The 18,782-nt window shown below is 47.0% G+C and carries 23 protein-coding genes and 1 riboswitch; of the genes, 14 read left to right on the top strand and 9 right to left on the bottom strand.

Features of this window, described 5'->3' with window-relative positions:
* Positions 1 to 120: 120 nt before the first annotated feature.
* Genes EXM22_RS00385 through EXM22_RS00420 form a run of 9 tightly spaced genes read right to left on the bottom strand, consistent with a single transcriptional unit; the run spans position 121 to position 5,974 of the window.
* Positions 121 to 588 carry a MogA/MoaB family molybdenum cofactor biosynthesis protein gene (locus tag EXM22_RS00385; RefSeq protein ID WP_149484605.1) on the bottom strand — a complete coding sequence of 156 codons (468 nt, stop codon included), beginning with the start codon at positions 586 to 588 and terminating at the stop codon, positions 121 to 123.
* The gene (locus EXM22_RS00390) at positions 563 to 1,006 is read right to left on the bottom strand and encodes an MOSC domain-containing protein (protein ID WP_149484606.1); all 444 of its coding nucleotides are present in this window, start codon (positions 1,004 to 1,006) and stop codon (positions 563 to 565) included. Before EXM22_RS00390 ends, EXM22_RS00385 begins: the two co-directional genes overlap by 26 nt.
* Before the next feature lie 49 nt (positions 1,007 to 1,055).
* Positions 1,056 to 1,505, bottom strand: a complete 450-nt coding sequence (gene moaC, locus EXM22_RS00395; RefSeq protein ID WP_149484607.1) for a cyclic pyranopterin monophosphate synthase MoaC — start codon at positions 1,503 to 1,505, stop codon at positions 1,056 to 1,058.
* Positions 1,506 to 1,508: 3 nt separating this feature from the next.
* Entirely contained in the window at positions 1,509 to 2,312 is an 804-nt protein-coding gene (locus EXM22_RS00400) for a GTP 3',8-cyclase MoaA (protein WP_149484608.1), read from the bottom strand.
* Positions 2,296 to 3,462 carry a molybdopterin molybdotransferase MoeA gene (locus EXM22_RS00405; protein WP_149484609.1) on the bottom strand — a complete coding sequence of 389 codons (1,167 nt, stop codon included), beginning with the start codon at positions 3,460 to 3,462 and terminating at the stop codon, positions 2,296 to 2,298. The genes EXM22_RS00400 and EXM22_RS00405 overlap by 17 nt, the downstream gene beginning before the upstream one ends.
* 25 nt (positions 3,463 to 3,487) lie before the next feature.
* Positions 3,488 to 3,643 carry a hypothetical protein gene (locus EXM22_RS18160; protein WP_168203258.1) on the bottom strand — a complete coding sequence of 52 codons (156 nt, stop codon included), beginning with the start codon at positions 3,641 to 3,643 and terminating at the stop codon, positions 3,488 to 3,490.
* 56 nt (positions 3,644 to 3,699) lie between these two features.
* Complete coding sequence (locus tag EXM22_RS00410) at positions 3,700 to 4,473, bottom strand: energy-coupling factor ABC transporter ATP-binding protein (RefSeq protein WP_149484610.1); 774 nt, start codon at positions 4,471 to 4,473, stop codon at positions 3,700 to 3,702.
* Positions 4,466 to 5,143, bottom strand: coding sequence for an ABC transporter permease (locus EXM22_RS00415; protein WP_149484611.1), 678 nt, complete (start codon positions 5,141 to 5,143; stop codon positions 4,466 to 4,468). Before EXM22_RS00415 ends, EXM22_RS00410 begins: the two co-directional genes overlap by 8 nt.
* Positions 5,144 to 5,974, bottom strand: coding sequence for an ABC transporter substrate-binding protein (locus tag EXM22_RS00420; RefSeq protein WP_210411527.1), 831 nt, complete (start codon positions 5,972 to 5,974; stop codon positions 5,144 to 5,146). It abuts the gene before it with no gap.
* A gap of 150 nt (positions 5,975 to 6,124) precedes the next feature.
* A riboswitch (molybdenum cofactor riboswitch) is annotated at positions 6,125 to 6,249 on the bottom strand.
* Positions 6,250 to 6,563: 314 nt separating this feature from the next.
* Between EXM22_RS00420 and EXM22_RS00425 the strand changes: the two genes are divergently transcribed.
* From EXM22_RS00425 to EXM22_RS00490, 14 genes are all read left to right on the top strand, one after another.
* A complete protein-coding gene (locus EXM22_RS00425) occupies positions 6,564 to 6,893 on the top strand; it encodes a hypothetical protein (protein ID WP_149484612.1) in 330 nt (109 codons plus the stop codon).
* A 2-nt stretch (positions 6,894 to 6,895) separates the two neighbouring features.
* Entirely contained in the window at positions 6,896 to 7,963 is a 1,068-nt protein-coding gene (locus EXM22_RS00430) for a V0D/AC39 family V-type ATPase subunit (RefSeq protein WP_168203259.1), read from the top strand.
* Complete coding sequence (locus EXM22_RS00435; protein ID WP_149484614.1) at positions 7,960 to 10,023, top strand: V-type ATP synthase subunit I; 2,064 nt, start codon at positions 7,960 to 7,962, stop codon at positions 10,021 to 10,023. The genes EXM22_RS00430 and EXM22_RS00435 overlap by 4 nt, the downstream gene beginning before the upstream one ends.
* Before the next feature lie 11 nt (positions 10,024 to 10,034).
* Positions 10,035 to 10,394 carry an ATP synthase subunit C gene (locus tag EXM22_RS00440; protein ID WP_246157048.1) on the top strand — a complete coding sequence of 120 codons (360 nt, stop codon included), beginning with the start codon at positions 10,035 to 10,037 and terminating at the stop codon, positions 10,392 to 10,394.
* A gap of 15 nt (positions 10,395 to 10,409) precedes the next feature.
* On the top strand, positions 10,410 to 10,715 hold the full coding sequence (locus EXM22_RS00445) for a V-type ATP synthase subunit F (protein ID WP_149484615.1): 306 nt from the start codon (positions 10,410 to 10,412) through the stop codon (positions 10,713 to 10,715).
* Entirely contained in the window at positions 10,712 to 11,362 is a 651-nt protein-coding gene (locus tag EXM22_RS00450; RefSeq protein ID WP_149484616.1) for a V-type ATP synthase subunit E, read from the top strand. Before EXM22_RS00445 ends, EXM22_RS00450 begins: the two co-directional genes overlap by 4 nt.
* Positions 11,363 to 11,370: 8 nt before the next feature.
* Positions 11,371 to 13,146: a V-type ATP synthase subunit A gene (locus EXM22_RS00455; protein WP_149484617.1), complete on the top strand. Its 1,776-nt coding sequence runs from the start codon at positions 11,371 to 11,373 to the stop codon at positions 13,144 to 13,146.
* Entirely contained in the window at positions 13,139 to 14,572 is a 1,434-nt protein-coding gene (locus EXM22_RS00460; protein WP_149484618.1) for a V-type ATP synthase subunit B, read from the top strand. Before EXM22_RS00455 ends, EXM22_RS00460 begins: the two co-directional genes overlap by 8 nt.
* A 9-nt stretch (positions 14,573 to 14,581) precedes the next feature.
* A complete protein-coding gene (locus tag EXM22_RS00465; RefSeq protein WP_149484619.1) occupies positions 14,582 to 15,208 on the top strand; it encodes a V-type ATP synthase subunit D in 627 nt (208 codons plus the stop codon).
* Between the two features lie 29 nt (positions 15,209 to 15,237).
* Complete coding sequence (locus EXM22_RS00470; protein ID WP_149484620.1) at positions 15,238 to 15,726, top strand: universal stress protein; 489 nt, start codon at positions 15,238 to 15,240, stop codon at positions 15,724 to 15,726.
* 10 nt (positions 15,727 to 15,736) lie between these two features.
* Positions 15,737 to 16,183: a PTS sugar transporter subunit IIA gene (locus tag EXM22_RS00475; protein ID WP_149484621.1), complete on the top strand. Its 447-nt coding sequence runs from the start codon at positions 15,737 to 15,739 to the stop codon at positions 16,181 to 16,183.
* 84 nt (positions 16,184 to 16,267) lie between these two features.
* Entirely contained in the window at positions 16,268 to 17,452 is a 1,185-nt protein-coding gene (locus EXM22_RS00480; protein WP_149484622.1) for a homocysteine biosynthesis protein, read from the top strand.
* On the top strand, positions 17,449 to 17,871 hold the full coding sequence (locus EXM22_RS00485) for a 4Fe-4S binding protein (protein ID WP_210411528.1): 423 nt from the start codon (positions 17,449 to 17,451) through the stop codon (positions 17,869 to 17,871). The genes EXM22_RS00480 and EXM22_RS00485 overlap by 4 nt, the downstream gene beginning before the upstream one ends.
* Positions 17,817 to 18,635: a UPF0280 family protein gene (locus tag EXM22_RS00490; RefSeq protein WP_149484623.1), complete on the top strand. Its 819-nt coding sequence runs from the start codon at positions 17,817 to 17,819 to the stop codon at positions 18,633 to 18,635. The genes EXM22_RS00485 and EXM22_RS00490 overlap by 55 nt, the downstream gene beginning before the upstream one ends.
* The last annotated feature ends 147 nt before the right edge of the window (positions 18,636 to 18,782 follow it).

Genomic DNA, 18,782 nt, shown 5'->3' on the forward strand with positions numbered 1-18,782 from the left:
TACCCGAAATCTTCATCTGTCATAGGATATATTCCTAAATTATGAATATTTCTGAAGGGGTCATGTATTTTAGACAGTCTATCCACCAAGAAGACAGAAGCTTCATCCCTTCCAATTTATTCAATGACCTTCTCCCCTGAACATTTTTCCACTGTGATCCATGATCGGGATAAGGACTCTGGTACAGAGCCTGACGGCTTTGACTGAGCCGGGGAAATTCACGACAATCGTCTGATTTTTAAGACCCGCATACCCTCTGGAAAGCATGGCTTGAGGGGTCTCCTTGTAGGATTCAAAACGGAGAATTTCGGCGATTCCCGGTAGTTCTGAATCACAAAACTCACGGCTAACATCGGGAGTCACATCCCGGGGGGATATGCCGGTACCACCCGTGGTGAGGATATAATCATCTCCCAGATTCTCATCCAGTGCCTTGCGGATGGCCACGGCCTCATCAGGAACGATGACTCTGTTTATCCGACATTCCGGGTAGGCTTCCAGGAGGATCGATTCTATGACGGCTCCCGAGAGGTCTTCGTACTCACCACGGCTGGCCCTATCACTAGCGGTAATAACAGTCACTGTCACGGTTGATCATTCCTCCCTTGAGAACTTTGACAAAGATTCCCTTGCGGGGCATCACACAGTCTCCTACTATTTGAAAGACGGCGCATCCGTGATGGCACTCCTTGCCTATCTGTGTTACTTCTACCTCACACTCTCCCAATTGCAGGCGAGTGCCTATGGGGAGCAGACTCAGGTCTATGCCTTCGGTGGTTAAATTTTCGGCAAAATCTCCAAATCCAAGTTCAATACCCTTTCCCTGCATGGTCTGAACATCTTCATTGGCCAACATGGAAATTTGTCTGTGCCAGTTCCCGGCGTGGGCGTCACCCACAATCCCGTGGTCCACCTTCAGCTCCATGCTTTCCACCGGATGCTTCTGTTCTCCCTTCTTTTCAGAGATATTCAGAGAGAGTATTTTAAAGTGTTTTTCAGTATTCATATTGATTCCTTCGAGCTTGCAGAGCAGTCATCCTAACCATTTGGCGTTATTATCTGTGAGATTTCGTCTTTTCAAGGAGCTGTATGTCTCCAATCATCATCTTCTTGTCTACGGCCTTGCACATGTCGTAAACAGTGAGTGCCGCTACAGATACTGCTGTGAGGGCTTCCATTTCGATTCCCGTTTTATCGGTACAAACCGTTTTGGCAGTTATCCTGACCCCATCTTCTTCTATTTGTAGTTCTAAAACGACCTGATCCATGGAAATATTATGACACAAAGGAATGAGGGACGACGTCTGTTTGGCAGCGATGACGCCGGCAATGTTGGCCGTTGTCAGGACATCGCCTTTTTGTATCTGATTGTCCTGAATGAGGGCCATTGTCTCGGGGGCACAAAATATCTTAGCTGTTGCCGTCGCGGTTCTGTGAATGACAGGCTTGGCAGAAACATCGACCATTCTGGCCTGACCATTGTCATCAATATGGGAGAGTTTCATTTGTTATCCTCCAATCTCCACCATGTTTCTGGTGGAACAGCTGCTACCGCAGCGGGGTTTATTTTGTATGGCTTCTACAAGAGAAGACCTGATGTTGTTTGCGTTTAGGACTATTTCCTGATCTGAGTGGAGGCAGGGTTTGATCCGTCCGCTGGATAGTAATCTTATCCGGTTGCACTGTTCGCAGGGAGGAGGACGTTGGTAGATGATTTCTTCGTTTTGAAACTTATCTTCCTTCAGGGAGTACTCTCTGATTTTCTGCAATTCAATGCCTTTTTCTGAGCAGTAGGCCTTCATTTGATCCATTTCGGTTTGAGTGGTCTCTGATGAGATAACCATATTCAGCTTAACGGGGAAACCAACAGCGAGGGCCGCCTCGATACCCTTGATGACTCTGGAAATATCTCCTCCCCGAGTCAAATGAGCATAACGATGGGGGTCCAGTGTATCCAGTGATATATTAAGGCTGGACAGTCCCGCCTTCTTCAGGTCCGGGGCATACTGTTCCAGAAAATGACCATTTGTTGTCATGCCCAGCAGTTTGAGTCCTTCTATTTCCGATAGCATGGATACCAGCTGAATGATCCCCTTTCGGACAAGGGGTTCTCCCCCTGTGAGACGGATCTTGGTGATTCCCAGAGAGACCGCTTCACGGGCAACGGCTGCGATTTCTTCAAAGCTCATACAATCCTGGTGGTCTTTTTTTTCAATCCCCACTTCGGGCATGCAGTAGAGGCAGCGTAGATTGCAGCGGTCTGTCACGGATATGCGCAGATAGGTGATGTCTCTTTTATAGGAATCTAGCATGAACGATTGACCCTTCCTTGACTTCTTCAATTCCCTGATTCACGATTATCAGTCCCACCGCATCACCCATGGCATTGAGGTGAGATGATCCGCGATAGTCTAAGGGGTAGATCTTTTCATCTCTGAATTGGACAGGAAGGAATTCCGAACGGTCCCAGTTTTTACGCTTGATGGTTTTCCCCAGGATGCCTCTCAAGATCTCCGGTTTGTATTCCAGTCCGCAAAATTTGTAAATCAGGTGTTTTACGAAGACCTCGAAGAGGATGTACGTCGACACTGGATTTCCCGGCAGACCAAAGACAAAGCATGACTCATTGCGGCCGAACCAGAGGGGTTTTCCAGGCTTGATCGCCGCTTTATGAAAACTCTTTTTAACGCCCAATTTTTCAAGTGTCCCCGGTACAAAATCAAATTCACCCATGGAGACCCCACCGGATAAAATAAGGATATCATTTTCGGATACTGCTTTCTCAATGGTTTTGAACAGACTCTGCTCGTCGTCGGGAATGATGCCATAGTAGCGGGCCGGGCAGCCTGCTTCCTTTGCCTGAGCCATGAGTTGCGGGCCATTGCTGTTGAAAATCTCCCCATCCTCGAGGATTTCTCCTGGTTCTTTGAGTTCTGAACCTGTGGTGACAATTCCAATGCGGGGCGGGAGGGAGACTAGAACCTCTTTCAGTCCCAGGGAGGCCATAATTCCTAAATCCGCCGGAGATATCCGCCGGGGGGAGAGTATTTTTTCACCGGTCTTATGGTTCTCGCCCTTGAAAATAATATTTCCAAGGGGTTCCTGTTCTACCAGGAAAATCTTGTTGTGTTCACGCCGGGTATATTCTATGCGGATGATTTTGCCGCATTCCTCTGGGATCTTCGCTCCTGTCATAATGGCCGTGCAAAATCCGGGTTTCAGTGGCTGTCTAGCTACATCCCCTGCAGCTACTGTTTCTGTCACAACCCAGGGACCCTTTTCATCACCGGTGCAAATCGCCCAACCATCCATGGCTGCCTTGTCAAATGGTGGAGAATCTATGGTGGATACCACTGGTTCGCAAAGAAATCCACCCAGAGAATCACTCAAGGGGAGAACCTTCTTCTGTATCCGTACACTTTGAGAGTCCAAAATAGAAAATATGTCTTTTATACTCAGCATTTATTTCATCCTTAAATAAGGGATATTAGTATAATTTCAAAGAGGATGGATTGAACAGAATATTCACTTCATCACCGACATTCAAGTTTAGCAAGGTCAAGGCCGTACTGCTAGTTCTTGCCTTCAGGGTTATCCCGGAATCCAGGGTTAGAGTAAACCATCCTTCCTTGTAGGGAACCATGGATACCAGTGTTCCTTTGATCTGATTACTCGTATCGTTTTCATTCGATTCTCTGGTCAGGGAGATGCTCTCGGGGGGATTACCAGGGTTGTGTAGTTTCCCTCATGGGAAGGACAGCGGAAGCAGAAGTCTCCGGTTTTGAAGTCGGAATGCAAACCATCTTGAAAGCTGTATTCTCCCTTGAAGATATTTTCATCATGACAGACGGGAGAACCCTGATACATATCGATAAGAACATCTGAAGTCCTGTAGGCAAAACCTTTGTGATGAGAGCATAAAATGATGGTGATGCCTTCTTCTTTCAGGGAGAGAATCAATTTTTCCAGCTCCCCCGACGTCTTACTATCGATGTTACCATCGGGTTCGTCCAGGAGCAGCACATCGGGAGAAGCCATCAGAGCCCTGGCTATGGCCACCCGTTTCATCTCTCCTCCCGATAGGTTTCGGGCTTTTCGTTTTTCAAAACCCTCCAGACCGACGAGGGCCAGTTTTTCCCTGACAAGATCTTCTCCATTCTCTGTTTGAATGTTTAAAAATCGTAGTGGACTCATCAGGTTCTGATGGACAGAACTATGAAAGAGATAGGGTTCCTGCTGTACCAGCACAGCTCTCAACCCTTCATCATGAATGATCTCACCCTTTTGAGGCTTCATAAGGCCCGCCAAAATTTTGAGAAGAGTCGTCTTACCCGACCCGTTATGGCCTCTGATGGTGGTAACCAATCCTTTACTGATTGTCAGTTCTGGAATGTCCAGAGCTTTTTTCTGACTTCCTGCTGTTTGAGGATAGGAATATTCCAAGTTTTTGATGTTATAGAGGATCTTATTCATTGCGAACTGCCAGATGGATGAGGAAATTCAGGGTAAAGGCGATGATCATGAGAATTATTCCCAAAGCCAGCCCCAGTTCAAATTCCCCTTTGCTTGTTTGTAGGGATATGGTGGTTGTGATTGTCCTGGTGTACCAGCGGATATTGCCGCCGAGCATCATGGACACTCCTACCTCTCCAATGGCTCTGCCGAAACCGGCGAGCACCGCCGAAAGGATGGGACCCTTCATTTCGCTGACCATCATGGAGGTGTAGTGAATGCCATTGGCTCCAAGAGTCTGGAGAGTCTCTGGCAGGCGGGGGTCCATATTTGAGACACTTCCATAAACCATGGAGGTCACAATGGGCAGAACCAAAATCACCTGACCCAGTATGATCGCAGCGGGTGTAAAAAGCATACCCATAGATCCAAAGGGGCCGGATCGGCTGATAAGAGAGTAGATGAGCAGGCCAACAACCACTGTGGGCAGAGCCATCAGGCTGTTGACGATCACAAGGATCAGCTTCCGTCCGGGAAAAGACTTCAGTTTGAGAAGAAATCCCAGAGGAATCCCAATAACAGAAGCTAATGCGATGGAAGAAGCCGAAAAACGCAAAGATCTGAGGCAGATGGAAAACAATTCACTGTCTCCCGATAATATCAGTTTGACCGCTTCTCCCAGGGCAGACATTTATTTTAAAGCGTCCGCATAGAAGAGGGGTTCACCATTCTTCTTAAATTCTCTGATAATGGACTGGCCTTCGGGTCCTGTGAGGAAGGTGATGAAGGACATGGCACCTTCGTAGTCTACATGTTCATGAAGGTCAGGGTTTACGGCAATCACACCGTAGGGGTTAAAAAGGACGGGGTCTCCCTCTACCAGGACTGATAAATCCAGGTTGTCCTTCATTGCCAGCCAGGTGCCTCTGTCGGTCAGGGTATATCCCTGAATCTCATTGGTCATTGTTAGTACAGATCCCATGCCCTGTCCGGTTTCCTTATACCAGGTTCCGGAGGGGGTCATACCTGCTGTATTCCAGAGACTGAGCTCCTTGGTATGAGTTCCTGAATCGTCTCCTCTGGATAAAAAGTCCTGTTGAGCCGCTGCAATGGCACTGAGGGCTTCGGCAGCACTGGTCATGCCTTTGATCCCTGCAGGATCAGAATCGGGTCCCAGTATAACAAAGTCGTTATGCATTACATCCCTTCGATTCACACCGTAACCGGCTTCAACAAAGGCGTCTTCCTTACTGCGGGCATGGACAAGAATGACATCCACGTCACCATTTTCTCCGTGGGCTATAGCCTTGCCTGTTCCAACGGCGATAACATCTACCTGAATATTGGTCTTTTCCTTGAATGCAGGAAGAAGTTCAGCCAGGAGGCCGGTGTTTTCCGTACTGGTTGTTGTTGCCAGTTTGATGTGGGTTGATTCTTCGTACTGACCTTCGGCGCTCAGTCCAGCAGTCAGGGTGAAACATAGAGCCAGCAGAAGAGCAGGCATTTTCCATTTAGTTGACATAAATATCTCCAATAAGTTGCTTCGTTTTGTTTCTTGCTGCACTGCTGACAGGCACCAAATATACAAAACTGAAGGGTATTGAAGGCAGGAGAGATCAATTTCAAGGGTCTCCCAATCTTCAATTGAATGAATCTTTGAGTGATCCTGAAGGTACGATGATGTTCTCCGCCTTTCCACAATGGGAGGCTCGTCAGTTTCCAGACAAACCCAAACGGCTTTGGTCCCTTGTCGCTCTGGGTCGGTTTAGGGATTTCGGCTCGGCGTTGAAGATTTGTAACATGAATTTTTATGGATAACAACATAAAATAATCCAAATTTAGTACGGATTCTTTAGGTTTACTAAAATTTTGTTTACCTATAACTGTCCAATTTTGGACTAAAAATATTTTTGAAAGTATTTTTTAAATATATACAGTATATGTATATAGTCAGTGTAAAAAGTCTTCTGATTTATAAGGAATTCTTTCAGTAATGAATGAACTCTTCCCTCAAAAATAAATCGATAAATTTTCATCTTTTAATAAAAAAATATTTGCCTTCCGGGCTTCAAGCAATTAGTATGAGGTGTGGGTTAGGCAGGTGAATCATTATGAATGAAATTGTGAACCAGGTGTTTGAAACCGAGGCTCAGGCTAGAAAACTTCTTGACGATACCAGAGCCGAGATACAGTCACTTCAGCAGGCGTCGGACAAAGAAATTGAAGAGATTAATAGGCGGGCCAAAGAGCAGGCTTCCAAGGTCCTTCAAAACATCATTGAAGAGACACGCCGTCAAGTGGAAGATGATCATAAAAAATTTCTAGCCGATGCAGAACTGGATGACAAAAATTATTTTATTGAAAAAAATCAAAGAATATCAGACGTCGTCAATGGGATTGTCGATTATATCTCCACCCCCGAATATCTGCGGGAAGAATGATTATGCCCCGTCCCATAAAACGCTATGCTTTTATCAATGCCAAGTTAAAAACCAGATTGAGTCTTGTTCTGGGAGAAGATTTCTTTGACGGACTCATGAAGAGTCAGAATATTGGTGAAGCCATGCTCCTCCTCAAGGAAACCTCTTTTGCCCAGGTCGAAGCCGTTTATTCTCAGACAGGCGATTTGAAAATGAGTGAATTGGAGCTGATGAGATCGGAAATAAACCTATACCGGGAGATCCACCATTTAGTAGATAGGGATTTGCAGGAATTTGTAAATGCTCTTGTGATGCAATACGAGGTTGAAAACTTTAAAAATATCATGAGGCTTTGGTTTGACCGATGGATTAGGAATCGGGATATTTCCACCTCTACGGGGTATATCCTCAGGGAAGCTCTTCTAATACCCTACGATAAGGATGCCGTCATCGCCTCCGGTGAAGATTTAAGCCTTTTTGACTCTTTGAAAAACACGCCATTTCTCAAAATCATAAAAAAAAATATTGATGAAATCAGAAATTCTCAGTCTTTGTTTTCTCTTGAGTCAGATCTGGATATGCTGTTTTATGAAAACCTGATCGACCAGTGCAGAACTCTAACAGACCGTGATAGTTCTATTGTTATGAGGCTTGTGGGGGTGGAAATAGACCTTGAAAACATGACACGCTTGATCCGATTCAAGCTCTTTTATCATTTTACTCCCCAGCAGATGCAAAATTATATTATTTCCGGGGGGCACAGACTCAAACCGGACACTCTATTGAACCTTTATACCAGCTCAAATGATTCTGAATTGCTTCCTGCACTGCTCGGTGCCGGGTATGAGGGAGTTTCTGCCCTTACAAATCAGTCCCAGACTGATATATACAAGCGGATGGAGCTGATGGAGTCCATCCTTGAGGAAATTCTGAAAAGAGAGGTGAAAAAACTTCTTTTGGGAGATCCTTTTTCAATCGGAATTATGATGAGTTATTTCATTATAAAAAAACATGATATTCACCGGCTTGTTTCCATACTCAATGGTATAAATTATGGGCTGCCGGAAGACAGGATGAAAAGCGGATTATGATGTTTACTTCCAATATGACCTATTTAACTGCGGTTGTACTCAAAAAAGATGCGGATGCTGTCACGAAAGAACTGCTCAAACAGGGGGTTCTCGATTTTGTCAGGGTCAGTGAGTTGAGTGGAGGATCAGATTCACGTTTGAAGTCGGTCCAAGTCGCTGTTTCAACAGCCAGGATTACTGAAAATCGGAGACGAATCGAAATGATCATGGGAGCCGGTAGAGCGGGATTCAGGAAAGACTCCTCTGCATCCATAGATGACCTCAAACCCCTTAATCTGGATGACATTGAAAAGAAACTGGGTGAGATTGCAACGGCTTCCCAGAAAATCAGAGAACAACAGAGGACTGTTCAGCAGGAAATCCATAAGTATGAAGATATGATCCGTCAGCTATCCCTCTATGGGAGCAGTGAGTCCATCAGTGCCCAGGGACTCCGTAAATCATCGGAATACTCTTTTCTTACAATAAAAACCGGTACCATGCGTAGCGATGCTGTTTCTACATTTGAGCAAAAACTGAAGGCCTATCCCTCTGTTTCTCTCATTACTGGGACGCAGCAGGACCGGACCTCCATGCTGGTTATTTCTTTGAGAAAAGACGGGAAACAGGTCCAATATCTTCTTGATGCCGCCGCCTGGATGGATAGTGAAATTCCCATAGCCTCAAATTCCCAACAGAATATCAAGGAAGAAGCGCTCAAGGATATGCAGAATCAGATAGCTCTCCTGAAAGAGCAGCAAGCCTCTTTAGGGCGCCAGTATGAAACTTTTATTGATGACAGGCGGGAGTGGTTTCAGTCGAATTGGTCCCTGTTGACGGTGAATGAACTGTTTTACCGTATTCAATCCTATTTTTCGGCGACAGACCGTACAATGCTGTTTTCTGGATGGCTTCCCTCAGAGCTGAAATCATCATTGGAGTCCGGGTTATACAAGGCTGCAGGGGAGCGATGTTTTTTGGAATGGCATGATCCTGTGGACATAACAGAAGACACAAAAGGGCGGGTAGCCGTCCCGGTTCAGTTGAAGAACCCCGGATTCTTGAAGCCTTTTGAGATGCTTGTGGAAAATTTTTCACTCCCCGAATACGGAACAATAGACCCAACGCCCTTTGTCGCTGTTTTTTATCTGATGATGTTCGGTCTCATGTTTGGAGATGCCGGCCATGGCCTGGTCCTGGTCATCCTTGGATTCATTGGTAAATTTGTCTTCAAGAAATCAAGAGAGTCTTCTCTCAAGCTGTCCAGCCTTATCCTATACTGCGGTTTGTCGGCCATTGTGACTGGTGTTCTTTTTGGCTCCTATTTTGGGCATCCCCTCTTTCCTCCTTTGTGGTTTAATTATCACGCCATCATTGCGGGTCATTCCAGTGAAAATCCAGGTATCAAAAGCATTTACGACATCCTTCTGATCACAATCTATTTTGGTATTGCCGTTTTAGGGACAGGTCTTATTTTAAACTGGGTCAACCTTCTTAGAAAGAAGAATTGGATGAAGCTCGTCTTTGATAAGGCGGGACTGTTGGGCGGCTGGATGTATTCTACCGGTATATACACAGGTTTTTACTTTGCAGAACATCAGTATAAGACCCTTCCCGGTCAGGCTGTCCTTCTCGCTGGTTTTGGAATCCCGGCTCTGATACTGCTCTTTAAGGAGCCTGTTTTCTTGATCCTATCAAAGAAGTCCGGGGTAGAGACAGATAAAATATCTCTCTCATTTTTACTCAACATGCTGATGGAATGGATTGTTGAGCTTTTGGAGGTCTTTTCAGGCTATCTGGCAAACACGCTCTCCTTTATGAGGGTGGCCGGGCTCGGTATTGCCCATGTCAGTCTGATGATCGCTTTTTTTCAAATGGCGCAGATGGCAGGCGGTGCTGGAGGGGAATACTCCCTCTGGTCCTATCTGATCCTCTTTGTGGGGAATGTTCTTGTCATTGCTCTTGAGGGACTTTCCGCAGGTATCCAATCGCTGCGTCTTAATTATTATGAATTCTTTTCAAAGTATTTTACAGGTTCCGGCAGGGCCTATAGTCCTGTCACCATTAACAAACGTTTCTAGGAGGATATTCAATGGATGTAAAGAAGAAGTTCAAACAACAGGTTTCAATGAGAATGATGTTTATGCTGGTTATCATGGGCATTCTGTTTTTGCTTTCAGTCAGTGGTGTCTTTGCTCAGTCTGGAGAGAGCACAACGGTTGTTACCGTCTCTCCCGATGTGCAGAAATTCGGGCTGATTGCCGCGGCTATCGCTTTCGGCATGGGAGCTATTGGAGCGGGAATCGCCATCAGTAATGTGGGAGCCGCAGCCATGGGAGCCATCGGCGAGAAACCGGAAATTGCGGGTCAGGCCCTTATTTTTATAGCCCTGGCAGAAGGACTTGTTGTTTTTGGGTTTATTACGGCCTTGATGATCCTGGGAAAAGTTTAAGAGCCAGGAATACTCATGAAGTACTATATCATTGGAGATGAAGATACTGTTCTCGGTTTTGAAATGGTTGGCGTAAGAGGCAGGACTGCTACAAATGAAAATGAAGCGGCCCTGGCTTTTTCAGAGGCTTTGGAAGACAGAGACATCGGTATCATCATAATCAGCGAAGCCATTGCAGATCTCATACGCCATCAGGTTGATCAGTATATGTTTACCATGCAGTTTCCTCTCATCGTCGAAATTCCAGACAGGAATGGCAGGATGGAAGGAAAACCCGGATTGAGGGAAATGGTGAATGCTGCCATTGGAATTAAAATATGAATGATACCTTACCCGAATTATTAAGCGGCATCAGCTCAGAGGCCCGCATTGAATCAGAACAGCTTAAAAATGAAGCCCTAAAAAATCAGGAACAAAAACTGGCTTCGGCAAAGATGCTCGAAAGCCGCCTCATAGAAGAATCAAAGTTGAAAGGAAAGAAGCAGGCTCAGCAGATCCTCAAGGCCGCCGAATCCACCCGGTCTGTGGAGCTGCGGAGGATAAACTTTAAAAGAGAAGAACGTCTGTATGCTCAGATTCTCAAGGAAGTACGGCAGCGATTCCGGGAACATTCGGAGTCTCCAGCGTATGCAGATCTCCTTGTCGGGTGGATCTCCGAAGCTGCCATCGGCCTTGGTTCACAGTCTGTGGTTATTCATGCTTCCCCGGGGACTCTCTCTCTTCTGACGTCAACGCTGTTGAAGAAGGCCGAACAGGTTGTGGAAGATCAGATCGGGAAAAAAGTCACTCTCTCATGTGCTCCTTTTGATGAGCCTGATGAGCATTCTTTTAAACACAGCGATGACTGCGGCGTCATATTAAAAGATCAGACCGGTCGGCTTATTTATGATAATCGTCTAGAGGCCAGGCTTCAAAGATATGATCGACAAATCCGGGGAATGATCGCCCGTGAATTTCTGCAGGAATAGGAAGACAAATGACTGAAAGGATTATTGGTACAGTGAAACGGGTCAATGGGCCTGTCATTGAAGCGAAGGGCATCAGTGACGCCATCATGCTTGAAATGGTCTATGTCGGAGAGGCACGGATCGTCGGTGAAGTCAGTAAGCTCATTGGATCTAATGCCGTTATTCAGGTGTATGAAGACACAACCGGACTGGCGCCGGGAGACAATATTTACGGATCGGGACTACCCTTGAGTGCAGAACTAGGACCGGGACTTATCGGGACCATTTATGATGGAATCCAACGGCCTCTGGAAGCCATTTACAAGGTCTCAAAAGAATACATCAAGCGCGGTATCAGTGTTCCATCCCTTGACAGAGAAAAGCTCTGGCCTTTTCAACCTTCCGCTGAATTAAGCAAGGGCAGCCTGTTAGAAGAGGGAATGTCTTTGGGAACTGTTCAGGAAACAGAAAGGATAACACAGAAAATCCTCATTCCTCCGGGAGATTCCGGTCGTCTTCAATGGCTCATAGAACCGGGGAATTATACGGTGGATACGGTCATCGCCAGGATCATGACCGATGCAGGGGAAAAAGAGCTGACCATGTTTCATAAATGGTCTATCAGAAAACCCAGACCCATAGCCGAGAGGCTTCCCCTTCTTCTGCCGCTTATAACCGGACAAAGGATTATTGATACTCTTTTTCCCCTGGCAAAAGGGGGGACAGTGGCCATCCCAGGAGGGTTCGGTACAGGGAAAACCATGACACAGCATGCCATCGCCAAATGGTGTGATGCCGATATCATTGTGTATATAGGCTGCGGGGAGAGGGGCAATGAGATGACTGATGTCCTCACCGAGTTCCCCAAGCTGGTGGACCCAAAAACCGGACAGAGCTTGATGAACCGGACTATTCTCATCGCCAATACGTCCAATATGCCCGTGTCTGCCAGGGAGGCCAGTATTTATACAGGTGTTACAATTGCCGAGTATTACCGGGACCAGGGCTATCATGTGGCTATCATGGCAGACTCCACTTCCCGTTGGGCAGAGGCCTTGAGAGAACTCTCCGGGCGAATGGAAGAAATGCCCGCAGAAGAGGGGTTCCCCGCCTACTTGCCCACAAGAATCGCCGAATTTTATGAAAGGGCAGGGTATATGAAAACCCTAGGAGGAGATATCGGTTCGGTTTCAATCATCGGGGCAGTCTCACCACCGGGTGGTGACTTTTCAGAACCGGTGACACAGCATACAAAAAGATTTGTCCGCTGCTTTTGGGGGCTGGACCGCCAGCTTGCCAATGCACGTCATTATCCGGCCATTTCCTGGCTTGAAAGCTACAGCGAATATCTGGATGACATCATTCCCTGGTGGGAAGAGCGGGTTGGACCTCAATGGGCTGATGACCGGCGTGAAATGATGGAGCTTCTGCAAAAAGAAGTGCGCCTCCTTCAGGTGGTTAAACTTGTTGGTCCCGATGCTCTGCCGGATACCCAGCGCTTTGTCATTGAGGTCTGCTCTGTCTTTAAAAATGCCTTTTTGCAGCAAAATGCATTTGATGTGATCGATAGATACTCTACGGCGGAAAAACAGATGCGCATGCTTTCTCTTATTCTCCTTTACTGGCACAGGGGCAGCGATGCCATAAAGAGGGGAGTCACCATCGTTAAACTGAAGCGTTTGAAGGCCCTGCAGGATGTGATTAAGATGAAATTTACCATAGAAAATGAAAGCCTCGAAAAATTCGACCGCCTTGAAGCAAAACTTGAACGGGGACTCGACCAGCTGGGGGCCTTATATGATTGATAGGAATGTACCGCTTCAGGAGCGGCTGAGAACCGGCCGGGAATATGTGGGAATCCATAAACTGGACGGACCGCTTTTGTTTATCAAGAACACCCATGCCGTGGGATACCGGGAACTTGTGGAATGTATTGATTCGACGGGGACATTGCGTCTGGGACAAGTTCTGGATACCTCGGAGGATGTGGTGGTTGTTCAGGTCTTTTCGGGAACTTCCGGGATGAATCTGCCCCAGACCCGGGTGCGGTTTCTGGGAAAGCCCCATACCTTAAATGTCACAAAATCCATGCTGGGCCGGGTTTTTAATGGTCTTGGCAAAGCAGTGGACGGAGGTTCGGAACCGGTGGGGGACCAACAACTAGATGTGAACGGTCAACCCGTTAATCCCACCGCCCGGGAGTATCCCAAGGACTTTATTCAAACGGGAATCTCTGTTATTGATGGCATGAATACCCTCATCAGGGGGCAAAAACTTCCCATCTTTTCCGGGAATGGTCTTCCTCATAACGTACTCGCCGCCCAGATTGCCCGGCAGGCCAGAATCAAGGGACAGGACAGTGAATTTGCGGTTGTCTTTGCCGCCATGGGAGTCAAACACGATGTAGCTCGCTATTTTATTGACTCCTTTGAGGCCTCCGGAGTCCTTGATAATGTGGCTCTCTTTCTGTCTCTGGCCGATGACCCTTCCATTGAACGGCTGAGCACTCCCAGAAGTGCCCTGACACTGGCGGAACATCTGGCTTTCAATGAAGGACTCCACGTGCTAGTCATCATGACCGATATGTCCAACTACTGCGAGTCCCTGAGGGAAATCTCCACTCTAAGGGGTGAAATCCCCTCGAGAAAAGGCTATCCGGGTTACCTGTATTCTGACCTTGCAGAATTATATGAACGTTCTGGAATGCTCAAGGGCTTTAAAGGCTCCATCACTCAGGTTCCCATATTGACTATGCCCAATGATGACATCTCCCATCCCATTCCGGACCTTTCAGGGTATATCACCGAAGGGCAGATTGTCTTTGAACGGGAGATGAACGGACGAGGAATCTATCCGCCTGTGGCCGGTCTTCCCTCCCTGTCCCGTCTGATGAAAGACGGGATTGGTGAGGGCATGACAAGAAAGGATCATCCCCATCTGGCCAGTCAGCTGTTTGCGGCCTACAGCTATGTGAAGGACGTTAGAAACCTGGCCTCTGTAATCGGTGAGGAGGAGCTGACTCCCTTGGATCATCAATACATGGAGTTCGGAGAGAATTTTGAAAAGAATTTTGTCTCTCAGGGGAAGGATGAAAACCGAAGCATTGAGGAGACTCTGGACCGGGGATGGGAGGCTTTGAGTCTTCTTCCTTCGGAAGAACTGCACAGAGTGACCGAAGAGGAGCTTGAAACCTATTATAGGCGTATAAGCGATAGAAGGGATCATGAATAGAGGCTGTGCATGCGTCAGAATGTAGCACCTACAAAGACCAATTTACTCAGCCTCAAGAGTGAGCTCAAGTTTGCTCGTCTCGGATATGAGCTGCTGGATCAGAAACGGAATATCCTGGTCATAGAATTGTTGAACCTGGTCGATCAGGCCGTTGATTCCCAGGATCGTGTTGATCGTGCCTTGAGTGTCGCCTATGAATCCCTGGAAGCCGCGGCCCTGGCAGTCGGTAAAAGGAAGGTTCTCACCATCTCCAGTGCTGTCAATATTGAAACGAAGGTGGATATTTCTAGAAGGAAAATTATGGGCGTTTCTCTGCCCGTGGTAGATACCTCTTTTGTGGAACATGGCCCCTATTATTCTCCCATGGGGACGAGCTATTGGATCGATTCCAGCCTTCAGGAGTTTAAGAAAGCCTTGGAATTGATGGGCAGGCTGGCCGAACTTAAAATCTCGATCATCCGCTTGGCCAATGAGGTTCGAAAGACAATCAGGAAGGTCAACGCCCTGGATAAGATTGCCATTCCCGAACTGACCGAGAGCGTGGCTTTTATTCAGGAGCGCTTGGAAGAAAATGAACGGGATATGCTGATATTGATGAAAATGGTGAAACAAAGACTTGAAAACAGAAAGGAATGATCTAACATTTAAGTATAAGGAAGTGAGTCATGGCCGGTCCTATTGAAAAAATGATGGTCTATCTGGACGGAACCGAAGAGTCAATCGTTGCCGCGGAGTATGCTGTTTGTCTTGCAAAAGGCTGTGGAGCATCTCTCACGGCTCTCTATGTTGTGAATACACGAGCTCTAAATGATTTGGTCCGGTCCCGCATATTCATTGAATCTGAAGAGAGAGAGTACAAGAGTGATCTTGAAGAAGATGCTCAAAGGTATTTAAACCACGTCCAGGATCTGGCCCGGAAAAAAGGCCTGGCAATTCAGACAATCAAGTCAAGCGGGGCGATTAATACAGAAATAAAGCATAAGGTGGAAGAACTCGATATTGATTTGCTACTTATTGGTGAACTCTCACGCATACAGAGTCGTAGAGATGAGTTCTATAACGAAGTGGAGCGGGCCATGCGCAGTGTGTCCTGTTCTGTTATGATTGTTAAAAATGAAGACAGAGTGTGGTCTTTGTATGAATCTTTGGTGTAAGGAATAACTCATGGCAATACTTGATTTGATAACAGAAGATTGTGTTAAAGTCCCGCTTACAGGTACTACAAAGAAGGTTGTTTTAAGAGAAATGCTGGAGCATTTGGAAAATGCCGGAAAGATAAATGATGTGGAAACCATTTATACGGCTCTCTTGCTGAGAGAGGATCAGGGGAGTACAGGATTGGGAGCAGGCATCGCCGTTCCCCATGCCAAGACAGAGGCCGTTAAGGATCTTGTTCTGGGTGTTGGTATCAGTCCAGCCGGAATTGATTTCGACGCCGTTGATGGCCAACCTTCTAAGATCTTTTTCCTCGTTCTTGCTCCTCCCGAGCAATCGGGAAAACATTTACAGGTTCTCTCTGAGATAGCCCGGATCTCTCAATCAGCAGCCTTTTTGAGGGTTTTGATCTCTTCTCAGACCGCCGCAGAAGTGGTTGAAATGTTCCGGGAATAAGGAGCAGCCCAATCTTGTTCCGCTTGTTATGAATTGAAATAAAGATATCGCTTTTTTTTTTCAAACCGGATACTCTTGACTATCATGAAAAGCATTGAACAAATCAACGAAAAAATCTCTTCCGGTAAGGCCGTTGTTCTTACGGCGGAAGAGATCATCGATTATGTAGATGAAAAAGGTTTGGAGCAGGCTGCCAAAGAGGTCGATGTGGTCACCACCGCGACCTTCGGCCCCATGTGTTCCTCTGGCTGTTTTATAAATCTCGGTCATAGTAAACCCAAGATGCGGATTACCGAAGCCTGGCTGGATGATGTCAGTGCCTATGCGGGCGTAGCCGCGGTGGATCTTTTTTTAGGTGCCACTCAGCTGCAGGCCAATGACCCGGCCAACAGGGATTATCCAGGAGACTTCCGTTTTGGCGGGGGGCATGTCATGGAAAAGCTGGTAGCCGGTGAGGAAGTTCAGCTCTTTGCCTTGTCTTATGGGACCGATGAATATCCTCTGAAAGAACTGCGCACAACGCTTACGATCAATGACCTGAACCAGTGTATTATGGTGAATCCCCGCAACTGCTATCAGAACTACAATGTGGCGGTAAATACCTCTGATAAACCCATCCATACCTATCTGGGATACCTCAAACCTCATATGAAAAACTGTGGATATTCTTCTGCGGGGCAGTTGTCCCCTTTGCTGAATGATCCCTTCTACAGGACCATTGGTGTGGGGACCAGAGTTTGGCTGGCAGGAGCTCAGGGGCATGTCTATTCCGAAGGAACTCAGCATTCTCCTACATGTGAGAGAGGCCTTTTGGGTGTTCCCTCAGAAGGTGCGGGAACCCTGGCTCTCACGGGGGATATGAAAAAAATGCTTCCCGAGTTTGTGCGTGGGGTGAGCCTCAAGGGATATGGTATTTCCCTTTCTGTGGGAGTCGGAATCCCTATTCCCATTCTGGATGAGCAGATGTTGTTGCAAACGACTATAAGAGACAGGGATATTATGGCTCAGGTGATTGATTATGCCTCTGATTATCCCCAGAGAAACGGACGGGTTCTGGGTTCTGTCAGTTATGAAGAACTCAAGTCGGGGAGCATCTCCCTTGATGGTCAAAAAATTGAGGCCGGGGGCTTGTCTTCCTACAGCAAAGCCAGAAAAATCGCGGCTCTCCTGCAGGATGAAATCAAGACAGGACGGTTCCTTTTGACTCAGCCCATTGCTCCGCTTCCAGTGGAACAATCTATGAAACCCTTGAAGGAGTCCTCGCTATGAGTGATGAAATCCAGACTAAAAAGCTCATGCTCTATTTTCCGGAATGCGAGACAGAAAAGCCCATTGTCTATCATCTGGTGAAGGACTATGACCTGATTATCAATATATTCCGAGCCAGAGTCACACCGGAAGATGAGGGTTATCTGGTGCTGGATGTCACAGGCACAGAAGAACATATCCTCCAGGGTTCCGAGTATATCCGTTCCCTGGGAATCAGGATCGATGGGGTCAACAAGGGATTGATATGGGATAAGGACAAATGCGCTCAGTGCGGGTGTTGTGTCCCCCATTGTCCAACCAATGCCCTGTCTATTCCCGATCGCAGAACCATGGAGATCGTCTTCAATACAGAGGAGTGCATTGAATGCCTCAGCTGCATCAAAGTCTGTCCCTTCGGGGCTGTCTCATCCCTGTTTTGACTTCTTTTGAAAGAAGGGAATCTCGGGAGTTCCACTTTAAGGATGCTCACTTTCATATCAGGACCAATGCCTGGGAGGCTGTGACCAATCGCATCATGGCCGAGCGCTTGAATCTTGAAGCCTTTATCAAAGACCATCCGGAATTTCAGAAAACACTAAAACCCATCGATCTTGCTTTGGCAGATTCTCTTTTACCGGAAACGGTTAAACGGATGCAGCAGGCCTCCCGTCTCACTGGACTGGGACCCATGGCCTCAGTGGCCGGAACCATGGCCCAGCTGGCCGTGGAAGCCTCCCGGGAGGCAGGTTCTCCCGAGTCCCTTGTGGAAAACGGAGGTGATATTTATCTTGAAAGTGTGACACCATTGGTTTTGGGACTCTATGCGGGCCCTCTGTCTCCTTTTCAGAATCTGGCGTTAAAGATCCTTCCCGAACAGACACCCTTGGCGGTTTGCACCTCCTCAGGCCGTATGGGGCATTCCCTCAGCTTCGGTGACTGTGATCTGGTCACGGTGTTTGCAAAAGAGGGTGCTCTGGCTGATGCGGCGGCGACTCTGGGCGGCAATCTGGTAAAGGAAGACGGAGATATTGAACCGGCCCTGAACCGGCTTCTCTCAATCAATGGTGTTTTGGGAGCGATTATCATCCGGGACAAACGATTCGGTACGGTAGGGGAGCTGCCCGAGTTGATCAAATCTCTCGATCCGGACCTGCAGGCCAAGGTTTCCAGAGATGATGAGTCAAACTTCCAGAATTCCTATTGATGACTAAGGGTCTGGGGAAGTCTTCTTCTCTTATAATTTGCTAAATACCATATCGGGGCTTAGAATAAACATTATAATTTAAAAAATAAAACAAAAAGAAATTGTGCCAGATGCAAAAGAAATCATCATAGAAGCAAATTGGTTTCA

This window comes from Oceanispirochaeta crateris (assembly GCF_008329965.1).
GTDB classification, from domain to species: Bacteria; Spirochaetota; Spirochaetia; order DSM-2461; family DSM-2461; genus Oceanispirochaeta; species Oceanispirochaeta crateris.